General features: G+C 73.7%; 17 protein-coding genes. 10 read left to right on the top strand and 7 right to left on the bottom strand.

Features of this window, described 5'->3' with window-relative positions; genetic code table 11:
* Window positions 1-88 precede the first annotated feature (88 nt).
* Entirely contained in the window at window positions 89-1,318 is a 1,230-nt protein-coding gene (locus BMY04_RS10850; RefSeq protein WP_091179791.1) for an SPFH domain-containing protein, read from the top strand.
* A 9-nt stretch (window positions 1,319-1,327) separates the two neighbouring features.
* Complete coding sequence (locus BMY04_RS10845) at window positions 1,328-2,101, top strand: sulfite exporter TauE/SafE family protein (RefSeq protein ID WP_091179788.1); 774 nt, start codon at window positions 1,328-1,330, stop codon at window positions 2,099-2,101.
* Window positions 2,102-2,107: 6 nt separating this feature from the next.
* Here the strand turns inward: BMY04_RS10845 and BMY04_RS10840 are convergent, their stop codons facing one another.
* Entirely contained in the window at window positions 2,108-2,659 is a 552-nt protein-coding gene (locus tag BMY04_RS10840) for a YbaK/EbsC family protein (protein WP_091179787.1), read from the bottom strand.
* Window positions 2,660-2,723: 64 nt separating this feature from the next.
* Between BMY04_RS10840 and BMY04_RS10835 the strand changes: the two genes are divergently transcribed.
* Complete coding sequence (locus BMY04_RS10835; RefSeq protein WP_091179784.1) at window positions 2,724-3,533, top strand: TrmH family RNA methyltransferase; 810 nt, start codon at window positions 2,724-2,726, stop codon at window positions 3,531-3,533.
* An 84-nt stretch (window positions 3,534-3,617) separates the two neighbouring features.
* On the opposite strand, the gene def is transcribed toward BMY04_RS10835, so the two are convergent.
* Both def and BMY04_RS10825 read right to left on the bottom strand, forming a co-directional pair.
* Window positions 3,618-4,268 carry a peptide deformylase gene (gene def / locus BMY04_RS10830; RefSeq protein ID WP_091179782.1) on the bottom strand — a complete coding sequence of 217 codons (651 nt, stop codon included), beginning with the start codon at window positions 4,266-4,268 and terminating at the stop codon, window positions 3,618-3,620.
* On the bottom strand, window positions 4,243-5,436 hold the full coding sequence (locus tag BMY04_RS10825) for a lactonase family protein (RefSeq protein WP_091179780.1): 1,194 nt from the start codon (window positions 5,434-5,436) through the stop codon (window positions 4,243-4,245). The genes def and BMY04_RS10825 overlap by 26 nt, the downstream gene beginning before the upstream one ends.
* Before the next feature lie 217 nt (window positions 5,437-5,653).
* Between BMY04_RS10825 and BMY04_RS10820 the strand changes: the two genes are divergently transcribed.
* Entirely contained in the window at window positions 5,654-6,568 is a 915-nt protein-coding gene (locus BMY04_RS10820; protein WP_408630459.1) for a tyrosine recombinase XerC, read from the top strand.
* A 50-nt stretch (window positions 6,569-6,618) separates the two neighbouring features.
* Here BMY04_RS10820 and BMY04_RS22750 read toward each other — a convergent pair whose 3' ends face one another.
* Window positions 6,619-7,701 (bottom strand): peptidoglycan DD-metalloendopeptidase family protein, encoded by a 1,083-nt coding sequence (locus tag BMY04_RS22750; protein ID WP_232506288.1) that lies wholly within the window; start codon window positions 7,699-7,701, stop codon window positions 6,619-6,621.
* Window positions 7,702-8,102: 401 nt separating this feature from the next.
* On the opposite strand from BMY04_RS22750, the gene rpsB reads away from it, so the two are divergent.
* From rpsB to rlmN, 6 genes are all read left to right on the top strand, one after another.
* Window positions 8,103-9,047 carry a 30S ribosomal protein S2 gene (gene rpsB, locus BMY04_RS10810; protein WP_091179774.1) on the top strand — a complete coding sequence of 315 codons (945 nt, stop codon included), beginning with the start codon at window positions 8,103-8,105 and terminating at the stop codon, window positions 9,045-9,047.
* An 87-nt stretch (window positions 9,048-9,134) separates the two neighbouring features.
* The gene (gene tsf / locus BMY04_RS10805) at window positions 9,135-9,956 is read left to right on the top strand and encodes a translation elongation factor Ts (RefSeq protein ID WP_091179772.1); all 822 of its coding nucleotides are present in this window, start codon (window positions 9,135-9,137) and stop codon (window positions 9,954-9,956) included.
* Between the two features lie 103 nt (window positions 9,957-10,059).
* Entirely contained in the window at window positions 10,060-10,773 is a 714-nt protein-coding gene (gene pyrH / locus BMY04_RS10800) for a UMP kinase (protein ID WP_091179770.1), read from the top strand.
* 121 nt (window positions 10,774-10,894) lie between these two features.
* Window positions 10,895-11,416: a ribosome recycling factor gene (gene frr, locus BMY04_RS10795; protein WP_091180620.1), complete on the top strand. Its 522-nt coding sequence runs from the start codon at window positions 10,895-10,897 to the stop codon at window positions 11,414-11,416.
* A 23-nt stretch (window positions 11,417-11,439) separates the two neighbouring features.
* Entirely contained in the window at window positions 11,440-12,330 is an 891-nt protein-coding gene (locus tag BMY04_RS10790; protein ID WP_091179768.1) for a phosphatidate cytidylyltransferase, read from the top strand.
* A 52-nt stretch (window positions 12,331-12,382) separates the two neighbouring features.
* Entirely contained in the window at window positions 12,383-13,576 is a 1,194-nt protein-coding gene (rlmN, locus tag BMY04_RS10785) for a dual-specificity RNA methyltransferase RlmN (protein ID WP_091180615.1), read from the top strand.
* Here the strand turns inward: rlmN and BMY04_RS10780 are convergent.
* From BMY04_RS10780 to BMY04_RS10770, 3 genes are all read right to left on the bottom strand, one after another.
* Complete coding sequence (locus BMY04_RS10780; protein ID WP_091179766.1) at window positions 13,573-14,742, bottom strand: FAD-dependent monooxygenase; 1,170 nt, start codon at window positions 14,740-14,742, stop codon at window positions 13,573-13,575. The genes rlmN and BMY04_RS10780 overlap by 4 nt on opposite strands.
* A gap of 80 nt (window positions 14,743-14,822) precedes the next feature.
* Window positions 14,823-15,461, bottom strand: coding sequence for a TetR/AcrR family transcriptional regulator (locus BMY04_RS10775; protein WP_091179765.1), 639 nt, complete (start codon window positions 15,459-15,461; stop codon window positions 14,823-14,825).
* A gap of 84 nt (window positions 15,462-15,545) precedes the next feature.
* Window positions 15,546-16,049: a metallophosphoesterase family protein gene (locus tag BMY04_RS10770; protein WP_091179763.1), complete on the bottom strand. Its 504-nt coding sequence runs from the start codon at window positions 16,047-16,049 to the stop codon at window positions 15,546-15,548.
* Window positions 16,050-16,538 lie beyond the last annotated feature (489 nt).

Below are 16,538 nucleotides of genomic sequence, written 5' to 3'. Positions count from 1 at the left end.
CTGGGACTCCTGTGACCGGCCCGTCAGCCGTGGCGGCCTCGCGGCGAGGCACACTGGGAGTGCCGGACCGATCCCCTTGGAGGGACAGATGGACCCCGCCTCACTGATCATCGCGATCGTCATCGCCGCCGCCGTGATCTTCATCCTCGCCAGCTCCGTGCGCGTGATCCGCCAGCAGCGGGTCGGCATGGTCGAGCGTCTCGGACGCTTCAACCGCACGCTCGAGCCCGGCCCGCACCTGCTGATCCCGGTGCTCGACAAGGTCCGGCTCAACCTGGACATGCGCGAGCAGGTCGTCCCGTTCCCGCCGCAGGGCGTGATCACCGAGGACAACCTGATGGTCGGGATCGACTCGGTCATCTACTTCCAGATCATCGACCCGGTCCGCGCCGCGTACGAGGCGCAGGACTACGTGAAGGCGATCGAGCAGCTCACCCAGACCACGCTGCGCAACATCATCGGCGGGCTCGACCTGGAGCAGACCCTCACCAGCCGCGAGGAGATCAACCAGAAGCTGCGCGTCGTCCTCGACGAGGCGACCGGCAAGTGGGGGATCAAGGTCAACCGCGTCGAGCTGCGCGCCATCGACCCGCCGCCCACGATCCGCGACGCGATGGAGAAGGGCGCCCGCGCCGAGCGTGACAAGCGCGCCGCGATCCTCATCGCCGAGGGCCAGCGCCAGTCGAGCATCCTCTCCGCCGGTGGTGAGAAGGAGTCGGCGATCCTGCGGGCGCAGGGTGACCGCGAGGCCGCCGTGCTCCGCGCCCAGGCCGACCGGCAGGCGCAGATGCTGCGCGCCGAGGGTGAGGCGCAGGCCATCGGGACGGTGTTCAACGCCATCCACGCGGGCCAGCCGGACCAGGCGCTGCTCGCGTACCAGTACCTGCAGATGCTGCCGGCGCTGGCCAAGGGCGACGCGAACAAGATGTGGATCGTCCCGAGCGAGCTCAACGACGCCCTCAAGGGCCTCGGCGGCATCGTCGGCCAGGCCGTCGGCGGCCAGTCCGCCGCGCCGGCGACCAACGGCATCCCGGCGGCCGTGAACGGGTCGTTCACCGCACCGCCGAAGATCGACGTCCAGGCCGAGATCGACCAGCAGTCGCGCGACGACGAGGAGGCCTCGCGACGCACCGTCGAGGAGGCCATCGCGGCGGCCCAGCAGCTCGAGCGGCCCAACGTCCGGCTGTCGCAGCCGGTCTCGGCCGGCGAGCGCATGCAGGCCGTCACGGACGGCAGCGACCAGCGCGCCGGCGCGACCGGCTCCGACGGGTCGTCCGCGGGATCCACGGAGCCGCAGCCGGTGGAGGAAGCCCGCTAACGTGCAGCGGTGACCTGGGCCGACCTCCTCCTGGTCGGCGGGGCCGGGGTCTGGGCGGGGTTCATCAACACCGTCGTGGGCTCCGGCACCCTGATCACCTTCCCGGTCCTGCTCGCCCTCGGGGTGCCACCGGTCGTGGCCAACGTGTCGAACACGATCGGTCTCGCACCGGGCTCGTTCGCCGGGGCGTGGGCGATGCGGCCGGAGCTGCGGGGCCAGCGTTCCCGCATCCTCCGGCTCGGTCCGCTCTCGCTCGCCGGCGGGATCGTCGGGGCGGTGCTGCTCCTGCTGCTGCCGGCCTCCGCGTTCGCGGCGATCGTCCCGGTGCTCATCGCGATCGGCTGCGTGCTCGTGCTGCTGCAGCCCACGCTGTCCCGACGGGTGGCCGCGCGCCGTGAGCGGGCCGGCGCACCGGACGGCGAGCCGCGCCGCGGCGGGGCCGTCGCCCTCGGGGCCGGGGTGCTGGGCACCGGCGTGTACGGCGGCTACTTCGGGGCCGCCCAGGGCGTGCTGCTGATCGGCATCCTCGGCATCGGCCTGGACGAGCCGCTGCCCCGCATCAACGCCCTCAAGAACGTGCTGGCGATGCTCGTCAACGGCGTCGCCGGGATCGTCTTCGTCGTCGTCAGCGACGTGAACTGGCCGGTGGCCGTCGCGATCGGGGTGGGCGCGGTCCTGGGCTCGCAGCTCGGCGCCAAAGTCGGCCGCAGGCTGCCCCCGACGCTCTACCGCATCATCATCGTCGCGGTCGGCGTCGCCGCGATCGTCAACCTGCTGCGGTAGGCGCGCTCAGCCGACCTGGCGCAGCAGCATCACGTGCGCGTTGGAGAGCTCGGCGAGCCGGGCGCCGGGCAGCAGCAGCTTGCTGCCGCGGGTGCCGCTGCCGACGACCACCCAGGGCTGGTCCACCACGGCGTCGTCGACCAGGACCGGCCACTCCGCGGGCAGCCCGACGGGTGTGATCCCGCCGTACGCCATGCCCGAGCGTTCGACGGCCTCGTCCATCGGCGCGAACGAGATCTTGCGGACGCCCAGCTGGTGGCGCACCGCCTTGTTGACGTCGGCCCGGTCCGTGGCCAGCACCAGGCAGGCGGCGAGCGTGGTGGTCTCGCCCCGCCGGCCGGCCACGACCACGCAGTTCGCGGAGGCCTCGAGCGGCACGTCGTACGCCTCGCAGAAGGCGGCCGTGTCGGCCAGGTCGTCGTCGATCGGCGCCGCGTACACGTCTGCCGCCCAGTCCGCGCCACCGAGCCGGACGGCCACGGCGGTCGGTCGGGCGAGGAGCGGCAGCAGCTCGAGGGCGGGTCGCCACGGCAGGGTTCCGACGGTGGGGGCGGGCACGGCGGCCAGACTAGGGCGCGTCCCGGCGGCGCCCGAGCGCCGGCCACCACGGCAGGATGGACCCGTGCAGGTGGTGGTGGACGACGCGGACGACCCGCGCCTGGGTGACTACGTCCGGCTGCGGGAGTCGTCGCTGCGCAAGAGCCTGGAGTCCGAGCGCGGGCTCTTCATCGCCGAGGGCGAGAAGGTCATCCGGCGCGCCGCGGAGGCCGGTCACGCGCCGCGGTCGTTCCTGCTGGCGCCCCGCTGGCTCGCGGGCCTCGACGACGTGCTGCGCCGCTGGCCCGACGTGCCCGTCTACGTGGTCGACGAGGCGGTCGCCGAGCAGGTCACCGGGTTCCACGTGCACCGTGGCGCCCTGGCGTCGTTCCACCGCGCCGACCTGCCGCCGGTCGGTGACCTGCTGGGCGCGTCACGCCTCGTCGTGCTCGAGGACGTCGTCGACCACGCCAACGTCGGCGCCGTCCTGCGCAGCGCCGCCGGCCTGGGCTGGGACGGCGCGCTGCTGTCGCCGCGCTGCGCCGACCCGCTCTACCGGCGCGCGGTGAAGGTCAGCATGGGCGCGGTGTTCGCGCTGCCGTGGACCCGCCTGCCCAGCTGGCGCGAGGCGCCCGGCCTGCTCGCCGACTCCGGTCTGACCACGGTGGCCCTCACGCTCGCGGACGACGCCGTCGACCTCGCCGACCTCGCCGCGGAGCTCGACGGGTCGGAGCGGCTGGCCGTCCTCCTCGGCACCGAGGGCGCCGGCCTCTCGGAACGCTGGTCGTCGGGCGCCACCGTGCGCGCCCGCATCCCGATGCGCGCCGGCGTCGACTCGCTCAACGTCGCCGCCGCCGCGGCCATCGCCTGCTACGCCCTCGCGCCGCGCCCCTGACGAGGGTCGCGGCCCTGACCCGCCCGGTGCCGCTCGGGCGGGGCGGTGCCGAGCCGCGCGCAGCATCCACCTCGTGCCGAGGCGTCAGAGCTCGGGGTCGTCCTCCTCGGCCTCGGGGGCCGGACCGCGGCGCGGGGAGACGGGCCAGTCGTCGGGGTAGCGGCCGGAGAGGTCCTCGTGCTGCTGGCGCAGCTTCTTGCGAGCACGACCCGAGAGCCGGTCGCCGAAGACGATCCCGTTGAGGTGGTCGGTCTCGTGCTGGAGGCAGCGGGCCAGCAGCCCGTCGCCGCGCACCTCGACGGGGTTGCCGTCGACGTCCTGGCCGCGGCAGACCGCGTGGTCGGGTCGCGCGAGCTCCTGGTACGCCCCCGGGTAGGACAGGCAGCCCTCGTCGATCGCGTCCAGGTTGCGGTCCTTGCCCTCCGGCAGCTCGACGACCGGGTTGCAGACCACGCCGACGTGGCGGACCTCGGCCTCGTCGGGGCAGTCGTAGACGAAGAGCGCGAGGTCCAGCCCCACCTGGGTCGCGGCGAGGCCGACTCCGGAGGCGGCCTCCATGGTCGCGAACATGTCGCGCACCAGGGTCCGCAGCTCGTCGTCGAAGCTCTCCACCGGCCGGGTCTTGGCGTGCATCACCGGGTCGCCCCAGCGGGTGATCGGGAGCACGCGTCCCCCGACCGTCAGGTCGTCGTCGTTCACGGCGGGCAGATTAGCGCTCCCGGCCCGCAACGCCATGCTGCGACGACCGCCCGTCCAGCAGCAGGACGCGCGCCGGTCGCGGGACCGCCACCCGTACGGCGCTCGGCGCCTCCCGTCCCTCGAGGACGGCGTCGAGACCCAGCGCGACGACCTCGTCGGACCACTGGTTCGCCACCCAGACCAAGCCGTCGGCAAGGACGAGGTCGCGCGGGTGGTGGCCCTGGGTCGAGACCTCGGCCAGGCGCGTCAGGGTGCCGGCGTCCCGGTCGAGCCGGAAGGCCGTCACCACGTCGGCCCCGCGCGTGGCCACGAGGACGAGGTCGTCCGCCACCTGCAGCCCCGAGACCAGCACCGGACCGGACGGTGCCGTTCCCCGCTCGGCGCCGCCCTCGCGGCCGCTGCCGCCGGCGGCAGCGGCGCTGCTCGTCGTCCGGGCCGCCGCGCTCGGCGCCCAGCCGTCCTCCGTACGCCGCAGCACCCGCAGCTCGCACGCCAGCTCGCACGCGACGACCAGGAGGTCGCCGTCGACGACCAGGTGCCGGGGACCGGAGCCGGGCGGCAGCACGACCGGCGCCGCGGCCTCGCTCAGCCCGCCCTCGTCGTCCAGCCGGAGGCGGTGCACCCGGTCGGTCCCCAGGTCGCACACGAGGACCTCGCCGAGCCGGCGCGGGTCGAGCACGACCTGGTGAGCGTGCGACCGGTCCTGGCGCTCCTCGTCCGGACCCGTCGGACCGTCGAGGGCCCGGCGCGCGACCGGACCCGTCAGCCCGCCGTCCTCGTCGAGCCGGAACGTCTCCACCGTCCCGCTGCCGTAGTGCGCCACCACCACCCAGCGCCCGCCGTCGTCGACGGCGAGGTGGCAGGCCCCGTCACCGCCGGTGGTGCGGCGGCCGAGCACGGTCAGCCGTCCGTCCTCGTCCAGCCCCGAGCAGACCACCTCCGACGGATCGCTCTCGCCGACGCTGACGAGCCAGGGCCGGTGAGGGTGCGGGACGACCCAGGTGGGGGAGACGAGCGCCTCGTGGCCCGCCCGCGCGTACGCCGGACCATCCGTCGCGTGTGCGTCGAGGTCCAGCACCACCAGCCCGGTGCCGCTGTCGGCGGCGTCACCCTCCGGTCCCACGCTGTAGGTCCCGACGACCACCCGCGCCGGCAGCGCCGCTCGCGGGGACGGCACGGACGCCGAGGCGGCTCGATCGGTCATGACCCCACGGCTACCACGCGCCGGCCCGACCTGCTCGCCAGCACCGGGGTGGCGCCTTGCCCCACCCCGCCCGGCACCGCAGAGTGGCGCCGTGGACCACCGCGCGCTGCCAACCCCCCGGCGGGCTGCGGGCGTCCGCGGGAAGCAGGACCCGGGCCGTGACGGTGGCGCGCGTACCGCCGATGTCGCCGACGCCGAGGGGGACGTCCCGGACTCCCTGCCCCCGGCGCTGCTCGCGCCGTTGGAGGACTACCTGCGCGACCTCCGGCTCCAGCGCGGGCTCTCGGAGCACACGCTGCGCGCCTACCGGACCGACCTGCTGGGCCTGCTCGCCCACCTCGCCGGGCACGGCGTCGACGACCTGTCCGCCGTCGACCTGCGGGACCTGCGCGGCTGGCTCGCCGCGGAGCAGGCCGCGGGCCGCGCGCGGACGACGCTGCAGCGGCGCTCCGCCGCCGTGCACGGCTTCTTCCGCTGGGCCGAACGGACCGAGCGGCTCCCAACCGACCCGTCGGCCGCGCTCCGCTCGCCACGCCCGCACCGGCGGCTGCCCGAGACGATCAGCCAGGGCGAGGCGCGCCAGCTGCTCGAGGACGCGATCGCCGTCGCCGGCGAGGAGGGCGGCCCGGTCGGCCTGCGCGACGTGGCGCTGCTGGAGGTGCTCTACGCCACCGGGGTGCGCGTCGCGGAGCTGTGCGGGCTCGACGTCGGCGACGTGGACCGGCACCGCCGGGTGCTGCGCGTCTTCGGCAAGGGCGCCAAGGAACGTTCCGTCCCCCTCGGGGTCCCCGCCCTCGAGGCCCTCGACACCTGGCTGGCCCAGGGCCGCCCGGCCCTCGCCGGTCCTGCCTCGGGGGAGGCGGTGTTCGTGGGCGAGCGGGGTGGCCGGCTCGACCAGCGCGTCGTCCGGCGGATCGTCCACCGCGCGCTCCGCATGGTCGACGGCGCGCCCGACCTCGGGCCGCACGGCCTGCGCCACGCGATGGCCACCCACCTGCTCGAGGGCGGCGCCGACCTGCGCAGCGTGCAGGAGATGCTCGGGCACGCCTCGCTCGCGACCACGCAGATCTACACCCACGTCACCGACGAGCGGCTCCGTGCCGCCTACCTCCAGGCCCACCCGCGGGCCTGAGCCCTCCGACGTGCCCCTCCCCGGGTCCGGGAGGCGTCGCCGACGCGCGGTCACAGCCACGTCCCCGGGTCGACCATGCGGCCGTCGAGCCAGACCATGAGGTGCAGGTGGCATCCGGTGGCGAAGCCGGTCCGGCCCACGTAGCCGACGACCTGCCCGCGGCGGACCCGGTCGCCGGGGGACACGACGTAGCGGGTCGCGTGGTTGTACGCCGTGACCACCGCGTGCCCGTCGACGCGGCCGTGGTCGACGAACAACCGGTTGCCGTAGCCGGTGCTCGCGACCCGGCGGGTCACCCGTCCGTCGTACGCGGCCCGGATCGGGGTGCCGCAGGCGGCGCCGAAGTCGGTCCCGTCGTGCAGCTTCCACACGTGCAGCACCGGGTGGAAGCGCCGGCCGAAGGGCGAGGTCACCGCGCCAGGGACCGGGTGCACGAACCCGTGGCTGCCCGGCGGCCCGAGCGGTCTCGCCGCGGCGGGCGAGCCGCCGACGAAGCCCACGGCCGCGGTCTCCGCCGCCCGTCGCGCCGCCTCGCGGGCCAGCGCCTCGGCGACGACCAGGGCCCGGCGCGACGACGGGACCAGCCGCAGCGTCCCCGCCGTCCCCGCCGAACCGTCACGACCCGCGGGCAGGAGCGGGTCCAGGTACGTCGCGCCGCGCTTGAGGCCCCAGTGCAGGCAGCGGTCCTCGCAGTGCTCCTCACGCCCCACCCGGCCGACGACGTCGCCGCGACGGACCCGCTGGCCCACCCGCACCGACGCCCCGACGGGCTCCAGGGTGGAGCGCACACCACCGTGGTCCACGACGACGACGGGCTTGCCGCCCACGCGGCCCACGAAGACGACCGTGCCGTCGGCGGGCGCCAGGACCTGCTGGCCGGGCCGGGCCTCGAGGTCGACGCCCCGGTGACCGGGGCCCCAGGCCTCGTCCGGCGGGTCGAAGCCCTCCAGCACGGTCGGCGTCCCGTCCAGCGGCCAGCCGCCCGTGGTCGGGTCGACGCCGCTTCCCGGGTCGTCCGCGCCGTCCGGGGCCGCCGCGGCCGGGCGCGCCGGCCCGACCAGGAGCAGCGCGAGCAGCACCGGGACGACCAGTGCCAGGAACCGTCGGCGACGTCGGGAGCGGGTGTCGGTCACACGGGGAGCATCATGCGGACGAGGGTTTCGTGCCGCCCGCACGCGGCTGCCTGTGGACGACGAGCGGTCTGCCGACTGCTCCTGTGGACATCCGGCACGGCCCGTGCGGCTCCCCGGGCCCGTGCCGTGCCGCCTCCCCGGCCGGGCGCCCGTCGGGCCGCCAGAGCGCCGGCGCGCGGTCGGGAATACCCGCGCGGGCGGGTACGCTGAGCACCAGCAGGTCCACCAGGGCCTGACTTCGCGTGCCCACTCTCCGCGTCACCTCGTGACCGGGCGGGCCCCACGGTCCCGGACCTCGTCCGGGCAGGGGCCGGCGTGGGCACCAGGGAGCACCGAACCGCTCGGTGCTCGTCGAACCGTACGTCGGCGCCCGCGCGCGCCGGCAAGAGAGAGGAACGGCCATGGCCGTCGTCACCACCCGCCAGCTGCTCGAGAGCGGCGTTCACTTCGGGCACCAGACCCGTCGCTGGAACCCGAAGATGAAGCGCTTCATCTTCACCGAGCGCAACGGCATCTACATCATCGACCTCCAGCAGTCGCTGACCTACATCGACCGCGCCTACGCGTTCGTCAAGGACACCGTCGGCCGCGGCGGCCAGGTGCTCTTCATCGGCACCAAGAAGCAGGCCCAGGAGGCCGTCGCCGAGCAGGCGACCCGCGTCGGCATGCCCTACGTGAACCACCGCTGGCTGGGCGGCATGCTCACCAACTTCGGCACCATCGCCAAGCGCATCCAGCGCCTCAAGGAGCTCGAGGTCATGGACTTCGACGACGTCGCGGCCTCCGGCCTGACGAAGAAGGAGCTCCTCGGCCTGCGCCGCGAGAAGGACAAGCTGGAGAAGACCCTCGGCGGCATCCGTGACATGGCCAAGACCCCGCAGGCGGTCTGGATCATCGACACGAAGAAGGAGCACCTCGCCGTCGACGAGGCGCGCAAGCTGCGGATCCCGGTCATCGGCATCCTCGACACCAACTGCGACCCCGACGAGGTCGACTTCGCCATCCCGGGCAACGACGACGCGATCCGCTCGGTCACGCTGCTGACCCGCGTGCTCGCCGACGCCGTCGCCGAGGGCCTGGTGTCGCGCTCCGGCGGTTCCACCACCGGTGAGGAGGCCGAGGTCGAGCCCATGCCCGACTGGGAGCGCGAGCTCCTCGGCGCCTCGCAGGAGCCGGCCGAGGCCACCCCTGACGCCCAGCCCGCCGCCGACGCCGCCCCGGTGCCCGGCGACGAGCAGCCCGGCCCCGCGACCGTCGAGGCCGAGCAGGCCGCCGACGCCGAGGTCACCGAGGAGCGCCAGTGGCAGCCCGACGCGGCCGACCAGTCGGCGCCCGCCAACAGCTGACGCCGGCCGGCTGACGCCGCGCCACCCGCGGGCCCCGCGCCCGCACCCCTGCACCACCCGATCGAGGAAGACGAGGACGGACGCCGCATGGCGACGATTTCTGCTGCTGACGTGAAGAAGCTCCGCGACGCCACCGGCGCCGGGATGATGGACTGCAAGAAGGCCCTGACCGAGGCCGACGGCGACTACGAGGGCGCCGTCGAGATCCTGCGGGTCAACGGCCAGGCCAAGGCCGCCAAGCGGGGCGCCGAGCGTTCCGCGAACAACGGCCTCGTGGCCTACGAGGACGGTGCGCTGATCCAGCTCGGCGCCGAGACCGACTTCGTCGCCAAGAACCAGGAGTTCCAGGACCTGGCGACCGAGGCGGTCAAGGCCGTCGCGGCCAGCCACGCCACCTCCGTCGAGGCCGCGAACGCCGCCTCGCTGCCCACCGGCCAGACGGTCGGCGACGCGGTCGAGGCCCTCGCCGTCAAGATCGGCGAGAAGCTCGAGGTGAGCAACGCGGCGTACTTCGACGGCAAGACCGTCGTCTACCTGCACCGTCGCGCCTCCGACCTGCCGCCCCAGGTGGGCGTGCTCGTCGAGTACGACGGCGCCGACGAGAGCGCGGCCCGCGCCGTGGCCATGCAGATCGCCGCCATGCGGCCGAGCTACCTGAGCCGCGACGAGGTGCCCGCCGACCTCGTGGAGAACGAGCGGCGCATCGCCGAGGCCCAGGCCAAGGAGGAGGGCAAGCCCGAGCGTGCCCTGCCGATGATCGTCGAGGGGCGTGTGAACTCCTACTTCAAGGACGTCGCGCTGCTCGACCAGCCGTCGGTCACCGACGGCAAGACCTCGGTCGGCAAGCAGCTCGAGGCCGCCGGCGTCACCGTCAAGCGGTTCGTCCGCTTCGAGGCCACGGGCTCCTGAGCCCACGACCTGGACGTGCCCCGAGCCACCGGCTCGGGGCACGTCGCACGACCGGAGCAGCACGACCGGAACCGTTCCGCACCGTCCCCCGAGGAGGCCCCCGATGACCGGACCGTACGCACGCGTGATGCTCAAGCTCTCCGGCGAGGTGTTCGGCGGGGGCGGCATCGGGGTCGACCCCGACGTCGTCGCGGGGCTGGCGAAGCAGATCGCCGAGGTGTGCCGCGCGGGCACGCAGGTCGCGGTCGTCGTCGGCGGGGGCAACTTCTTCCGCGGGGCCGAGCTCCAGCAGCACGGCATGGACCGCGACCGCGCCGACTACATGGGCATGCTCGGGACGGTCATGAACTGCCTCGCGCTCCAGGACTTCCTGGAGAAGGAGGGCGTCGCCACCCGCGTGCAGACGGCGATCACGATGGGCCAGATCGCCGAGCCGTACATCCCGCGTCGTGCGGAGCGGCACATGGAGAAGGGCCGCGTCGTCATCTTCGGCGCCGGCTCCGGGATGCCGTACTTCTCCACCGACACCGTCGCCGCGCAGCGGGCCCTCGAGGTGGGGGCGGACGTGCTCCTGATGGGCAAGCAGGGCGTCGACGGCGTCTACTCCGCCGACCCGCACCGTGACCCGTCGGCGGTCAAGTTCCACGAGCTGACCTACGACGAGTACCTGGCCAAGGACCTCAAGGTCGCCGACGCCACCGCGATCAGCATGGCCCGCGACTACAAGCTGCCGATGGTGTTCTTCGGCCTGGACAACCCGGGCAGCATCGTCGCCGTGGTGTCGGGTGAGAAGATCGGGACCACGGTCCACGCCTGAGGGCTGACCCGACCGGTCGCGACCACCGTCGCGCCGGCGCCGACCGGCACCACCCGCACGACCCGTACGAAGGAGCTCTTCCGTGACCGCCGCCGACATCCTCTCCGACGCCGACGACCACATGGGCCTGGCGGTGGAGTACGCCAAGGAGGAGTTCGCCGCCATCCGCACCGGGCGGGCGCACCCGGCGATGTTCGCCAAGATCAACGCCGAGTACTACGGCGCGTACACGCCGCTCCAGCAGCTCGCGAGCTTCCAGGTGCCCGAGGCCCGCATGGTCCTCATCACGCCCTACGACCGCGGCTCCCTGCCGGCGATCGAGAAGGCGATCCGCGACTCCGACCTCGGCGTGAGCCCGAGCAACGACGGCAACACGATCCGCCTGGTCCTGCCCGAGCTGACCGAGCAGCGGCGCAAGGAGTACATAAAGCTCGCCCGGACCAAGGCCGAGGACGCCCGCATCTCCATCCGCGGCGCCCGGCGCACGGCCAAGGACGCGCTCGACAAGCTGGTGAAGGACAAGGAGGCGGGCGAGGACGAGGTCACCCGCGCCGAGAAGCAGCTCGACGCCGCCACCAAGAAGTACGTCGACCAGGTCGACGACGTCCTCAAGCACAAGGAGTCCGAGCTGCTCGAGGTCTGAGCGGCCCGGACCTCCCCACGCCCGTGACCGCCGACGCCGCTCCGCCCGTCGAACCCGCTCCGGCCCCGCCGCGGACCGGGCGGGCGGGACGCGACCTGCCGAAGGCGATCGGCATCGGGGTCGGGCTCGGGGCGTACGTCGTCCTGTCGCTGGTCTTCTTCAAGCCCGCGTTCGTCCTGCTCGTCGCCGTGGCCCTCGTGCTCGGCTCCCGCGAGCTGCACGCCGCGCTCAAGCGGCAGGGCATGGACGCCGCGATCGTCCCCATCTCGGTCGGGACGGTCGGCATCGCCATCGGCTCCTACCTCGCCGGCATCCAGCGGCCGGTCGTCTTCTCGACGACCAGCGTGCTGCTGGGGGCGCTCGCGCTGACGGTGCTGGCCTCGCTCGTCTGGCGCATGCCCGGAGGCGCGCACGGCTACGTCAAGGACGCCGCGGCGAGCCTGTTCATCATCTCCTACGTCCCCCTGCTCGGGTCCTTCACGGCGCTCATGCTGGCGGGGGAGCGCGGCGCGGCGCGGCTGCTCACGTTCCTGCTCGTGGTCGTCATGAGCGACGTCGGGGGCTACGTCTTCGGCGTCCTCATGGGCAAGCACCCGATGGCGCCGAAGATCAGCCCGAAGAAGTCCTGGGAGGGCTTCGCGGGGTCGATGGTCTTCGGCGTCGTGTCGGGCGTCCTCATGGCCGTGCTCGGGCTGCACGTCGCGGTCTGGGTCGGCGTCCTCATCGGGGTCGCGCTCGTCGGGGTGGGGACGTGCGGCGACCTCGTCGAGTCCATGATCAAGCGCGACCTCGGGATCAAGGACATGAGCTCGTTCCTGCCCGGGCACGGCGGGGTCATGGATCGTCTCGACAGCCTGCTCCTGGCGGCCCCGGTAGCCTGGCTCATCATGTACGTGCTCGTCCCTGGAGGCTGACGTGACTGTCGCCGGATCCCCCGACCTGCCCGGCGCGACCGCGACGACCGAGATCCCGGAGTACGTCCAGCCGCCGGACCGTTCCTCGCTGCCGCTGGTCTTCACCGCCCCGCGTCGCGGCAAGCCGCCGACGCACTGGGCCGACCTCGACCCCGCCTCGCGCCGCACGGCCGTCGAGCAGGCCGGCCACCGGGCCTACCGTGCTCGGCAGCTGTCCGCCCACTACTTCGAGGGGCTGCGCAGCGACCCCGAGACGTGGACCGACCTGCCCGCCGGGGTACGGAGCGAGCTCGCGTCGGCGTTCCTGCCGCCGCTGCTGACCTCGGTGCGCGAGCTGACCTGCGACGACGGCGACACGGTCAAGACGCTGTGGCGGCTGCACGACGGCGCGCTCGTGGAGAGCGTCCTGATGCGCTACCCGGACCGCGTGACGATGTGCGTGTCCAGCCAGGCCGGCTGCGGCATGGCCTGCCCGTTCTGCGCGACCGGGCAGGGCGGGCTGCAGCGCAACATGAGCACCGCCGAGATCGTCGAGCAGGTGGTCGACGGCGCCCGCAAGCTCGCCCACGGCCGGCTCGGCGACGCGCAGGGCGAGGCGCCGCGGGTCAGCAACGTCGTGTTCATGGGCATGGGCGAGCCGCTCGCCAACTACAAGTCGGTGGTCGGTGCGCTGCGCCAGCTGACCACGCCCAAGCCCGACGGGCTGGGCATGAGCGCGCGCGGCATCACCGTCTCGACCGTCGGGCTCGTGCCCCGCATCAACCAGCTGGCCGAGGAGGGTCTGCCGGTCACGCTGGCGCTCTCCCTGCACGCGCCCGACGACGAGCTGCGCGACGAGCTCGTCCCGGTCAACACCCGCTGGAACGTCGACGAGGTGGTGGACGCCGCCTGGGAGTACGCCCGCACGACCAAGCGCCGGGTCTCGATCGAGTACATCCTCATCCGGGACGTGAACGACCAGCCGCAGCGGGCCGAGCAGCTCGCCAAGGTGCTCAAGCGGCGGGGCAGCTGGGGCTGGGTGCACGTCAACCTGATCCCGCTGAACCCGACGCCCGGGTCGCGCTGGACCGCGTCGCGCCGGCGTGACGAGGACGAGTTCGTCCGCCGGCTGCAGGCGCGTGGCGTGCCCGTGACCGTGCGCGACACCCGCGGCCGCGAGATCGACGGCGCCTGCGGCCAGCTCGCCGCCGGCAGCGCGGACGTCGACGCTTCGGTCACCGCGCCGCCGGTCCGCGCGCGGGTCTAGACGCTCGTCGGGGTGGCGAGCAGGGCCTCGTAGTCCGGCAGGTCGAGGTTGGCGGCCGGACGCTCGAGCAGGGCGAGCAGCGGTGCGGCCAGCGCCGCCGTCGAGAATCCGAGGTTGCGCACCCGGAGGCCGAGCCGCGTCCGCGGAGCGAGGATGCGTCCGGCGTTCACCTTCTCCGACACCGACGCGTAGGCCGCGAACCGCTCACGGTAGCGGGCGAACGCCACCCGGTGGTCCCCGCCGGTCAGGGCGAGCTCGCCGGCCAGCACGTACGCCCCGACGAGCGCGAGCCCGGTGCCGTAGCCACCGAGCGTGTTGCCGTAGGCCGCGTCGCCGAGGAGGACGACCCGGCCCTCGGACCAGCGGTCCGTGGTGACCCGGGCGATCGAGTCGAGGTAGAAGTCCTCCGCCGCGGGGAGCTGCGCCAGCAGCTCGGGGACCCGCCAGCCGGCTCCGGCGAAGGCGGCGGAGAGCTCCGCCTTCTGCGCGTCGACGTCGTCACGCGGCGCCGGACGGTCGGCGGTCGCGTAGACGAAGAAGGCGGGCGCCTTGCCGCTGCCCAGGAGCACGGTGCGGCCGGGCTCGCTGTAGGCGACCTCGTCGGCGCCGTCGACCGGGAGGTCGGCCAGGGCGTACGCGTAGCCGAGGTGGGTGACGAACTGCTCCTCGGGGCCGAAGGCCAGCCGGCGCACGTTCGAGTGGATGCCGTCGGCCCCGACGACGACGTCGTACGTCGCGGGCGCCCGGTGCTCGAACGTGACGTGGACGCCGTCCGTCGCCTGGTCGAGGCCGGCGATGGAGTCGCCGAAGACGTACGTGCAGCGACCGGCCGTGAGCTCGTGGAGGACGCGGGCGACCTCCCCGCGGGGCACGTTGATCTCGCCGCCCCCGAAGGCGCCGGGCACGGTCGCCACGGTGCGGCCACGCGCGTCGACGACCACGCCGTCCGGGCTGGGGACGGCGGCCGCACGGACCGCGTCCAGGATGCCGGTCCGCCCGAGCACGGCCCGGTGGACCGCGCCCTTGAAGTCGACGGCCTGGCCGCCGGGTCGGACACCCGGCGCCTTCTCGACGACCGTGACGTCGAAGCCGTACCGGGCGAGCCAGTGGGCGAGGGTCGGGCCGGCGATGCTGGCGCCGGACACGAGGACGCGGGTGTTCTGCACGGGGTGCTCCTGGGGAGAGGTGGGCGCAGACCGGGTGAGCGGCGCTGCGGTGCGGGGTCGGGAGGTGCTGGGGCGGCGGTTCAGGGGGCGCTCGCGCCGCTCAGGGCACGGAAGTGACGGTCGAGGTCGTCGAGGGCGGTGTCGGCCGCCCGCCGCAGGGCATCCGCGGCGCGCGCGACGGGCAGGTCGTCGACGACGGCGGTGCCGGTCTGGTCGGAGACCCACTGCACGACGGCGACCAGGGCCGCCGCGTGGGCACGGACCACGAGCGGTTCGAGGCCAGGGGTGGTCGCCAGCACTGCCTCGGCCACCGTGTCGGCCTGACGCTCCCGGAACTCGAGCGCGTAGCGGCGCAGCACCGGGCTCCGCAGGCACAGCACGGCGAACTGACCGCGGACGAGGCCGTCCGGGGTGCGCAGGCGCTCGACGTCCTCGTGGACGAGGGGACGGATCGCTCCGGCGGGGGTGGTTCCCTCCGGCCGTTCGCGCACGGTGCGGTCGTAGCGACGGCGGATCTCCTCGGCGCGGTCCAGCACGAGGTCGTGCTTGGCGGGGAAGTAGTTGTAGACGGTCTGGTCCGAGACGTCGGCGGCGCGCGCGACGTCGAGGACGGACACGCCGTCGTAGCCCCGCTCGGCGAAGAGCCCTGCCGCGACGTCGGCGAGCCGTTCGCGCGTCTGGGCCTTCTTGCGGTTGCGCAGCCCTGTCTCTCGTGGCACGAAGGAAGGGTAACCCCAAAGTTTGGGCTTGCCAAGGTTTCGGCCGGGGGCCGGGGGCCGGGGCCGGGCGCTCGGGGGCAGAGGTCAGGGGAGCGGGACGAACGAGACGTGCGGCCCGCCGTCGTCGACGTCGAGGAGCGCGAGGGTGCGGTACGGCTGTCGTCGCTTGTCCGTGGGCGAGCCCGGGTTGACGATGCGGAGGCTCCGGCCGTCGGCGAAGGTGCTCGACTCGTCGAGGGGGATGTGGGAGTGGCCGAACACGACGAGGTCCGCGTCCGGGAAGCGTCGGTGCATGCGTGCGAGGCGGCCCTGCTTGGCCCCGGCGTCGTGGACCATCGCCACCCGCAGCCCGGCCAGGTCGAGCTCGAGGGTGTCCGGCGCTCCCCAGGCGGCCACGTCCGCCCCGTCGTTGTTGCCGCGCACGACCCGTACGGGGGCGAAGGCCGCCAGCTCGTCCAGGACCCCCGGGGTGCAGACGTCACCGGCGTGGAGGATGAGGTCCGCGGCGGTGAGGTGCTCGGCGACCGCCGGCGGGAGCCCCTTCCAGAAGCGCGGGGCGTGGGTGTCGGAGAGCAGGACCACGTGCACCCGAGCATCCTCGGGGGAGGATCTCGGGGTCGGCAACCGCCGCGGAGTTGGGAGCGTCGCCTTCTACCAGGCGGCACTTCGGATCCGAAGGGTCGGGACGAGATCGGGTCCTGTGAGAACGCCCACCGCTGTGGAGTTGTGCTGGCCGTCATCTGGGCGTAATGTTCTTTCTCGCCCCCCGGGGCAGCGGACGAGCAAGACAGTGGCCTTCGGGTCTGCTGGTGGACTCGGCCGGAACCGGGTGGGATCCACTGGGCCAAGGTTGTCCGGATAGGTGTGCGCTCTTGTCGAGCCCATCGATGCCGGTGCTGGCGGACGTCTGGTGGGGGTCGGGTCTGGCGGATTTGCTTCGTCGGGGATGACCGGGTAATGTTTTACGAGTTGCCCCAAGCCGGGATGTGAGTCCCGTGTGCGGTGTGCGAGCGAAGTTTGAGAACTCAACAGCGTGCTTAAAAGTCAATGCCAAATAGCACTATCGAACCCGTGCTC

The sequence above is a fragment of the Microlunatus flavus genome, from assembly GCF_900110855.1.
GTDB lineage: Bacteria > Actinomycetota > Actinomycetes > Propionibacteriales > Propionibacteriaceae > Microlunatus > Microlunatus flavus.
The sequence above is the reverse complement of the archived record's forward strand: the minus strand, read 5'-3'. Positions and strand labels throughout refer to the sequence as shown.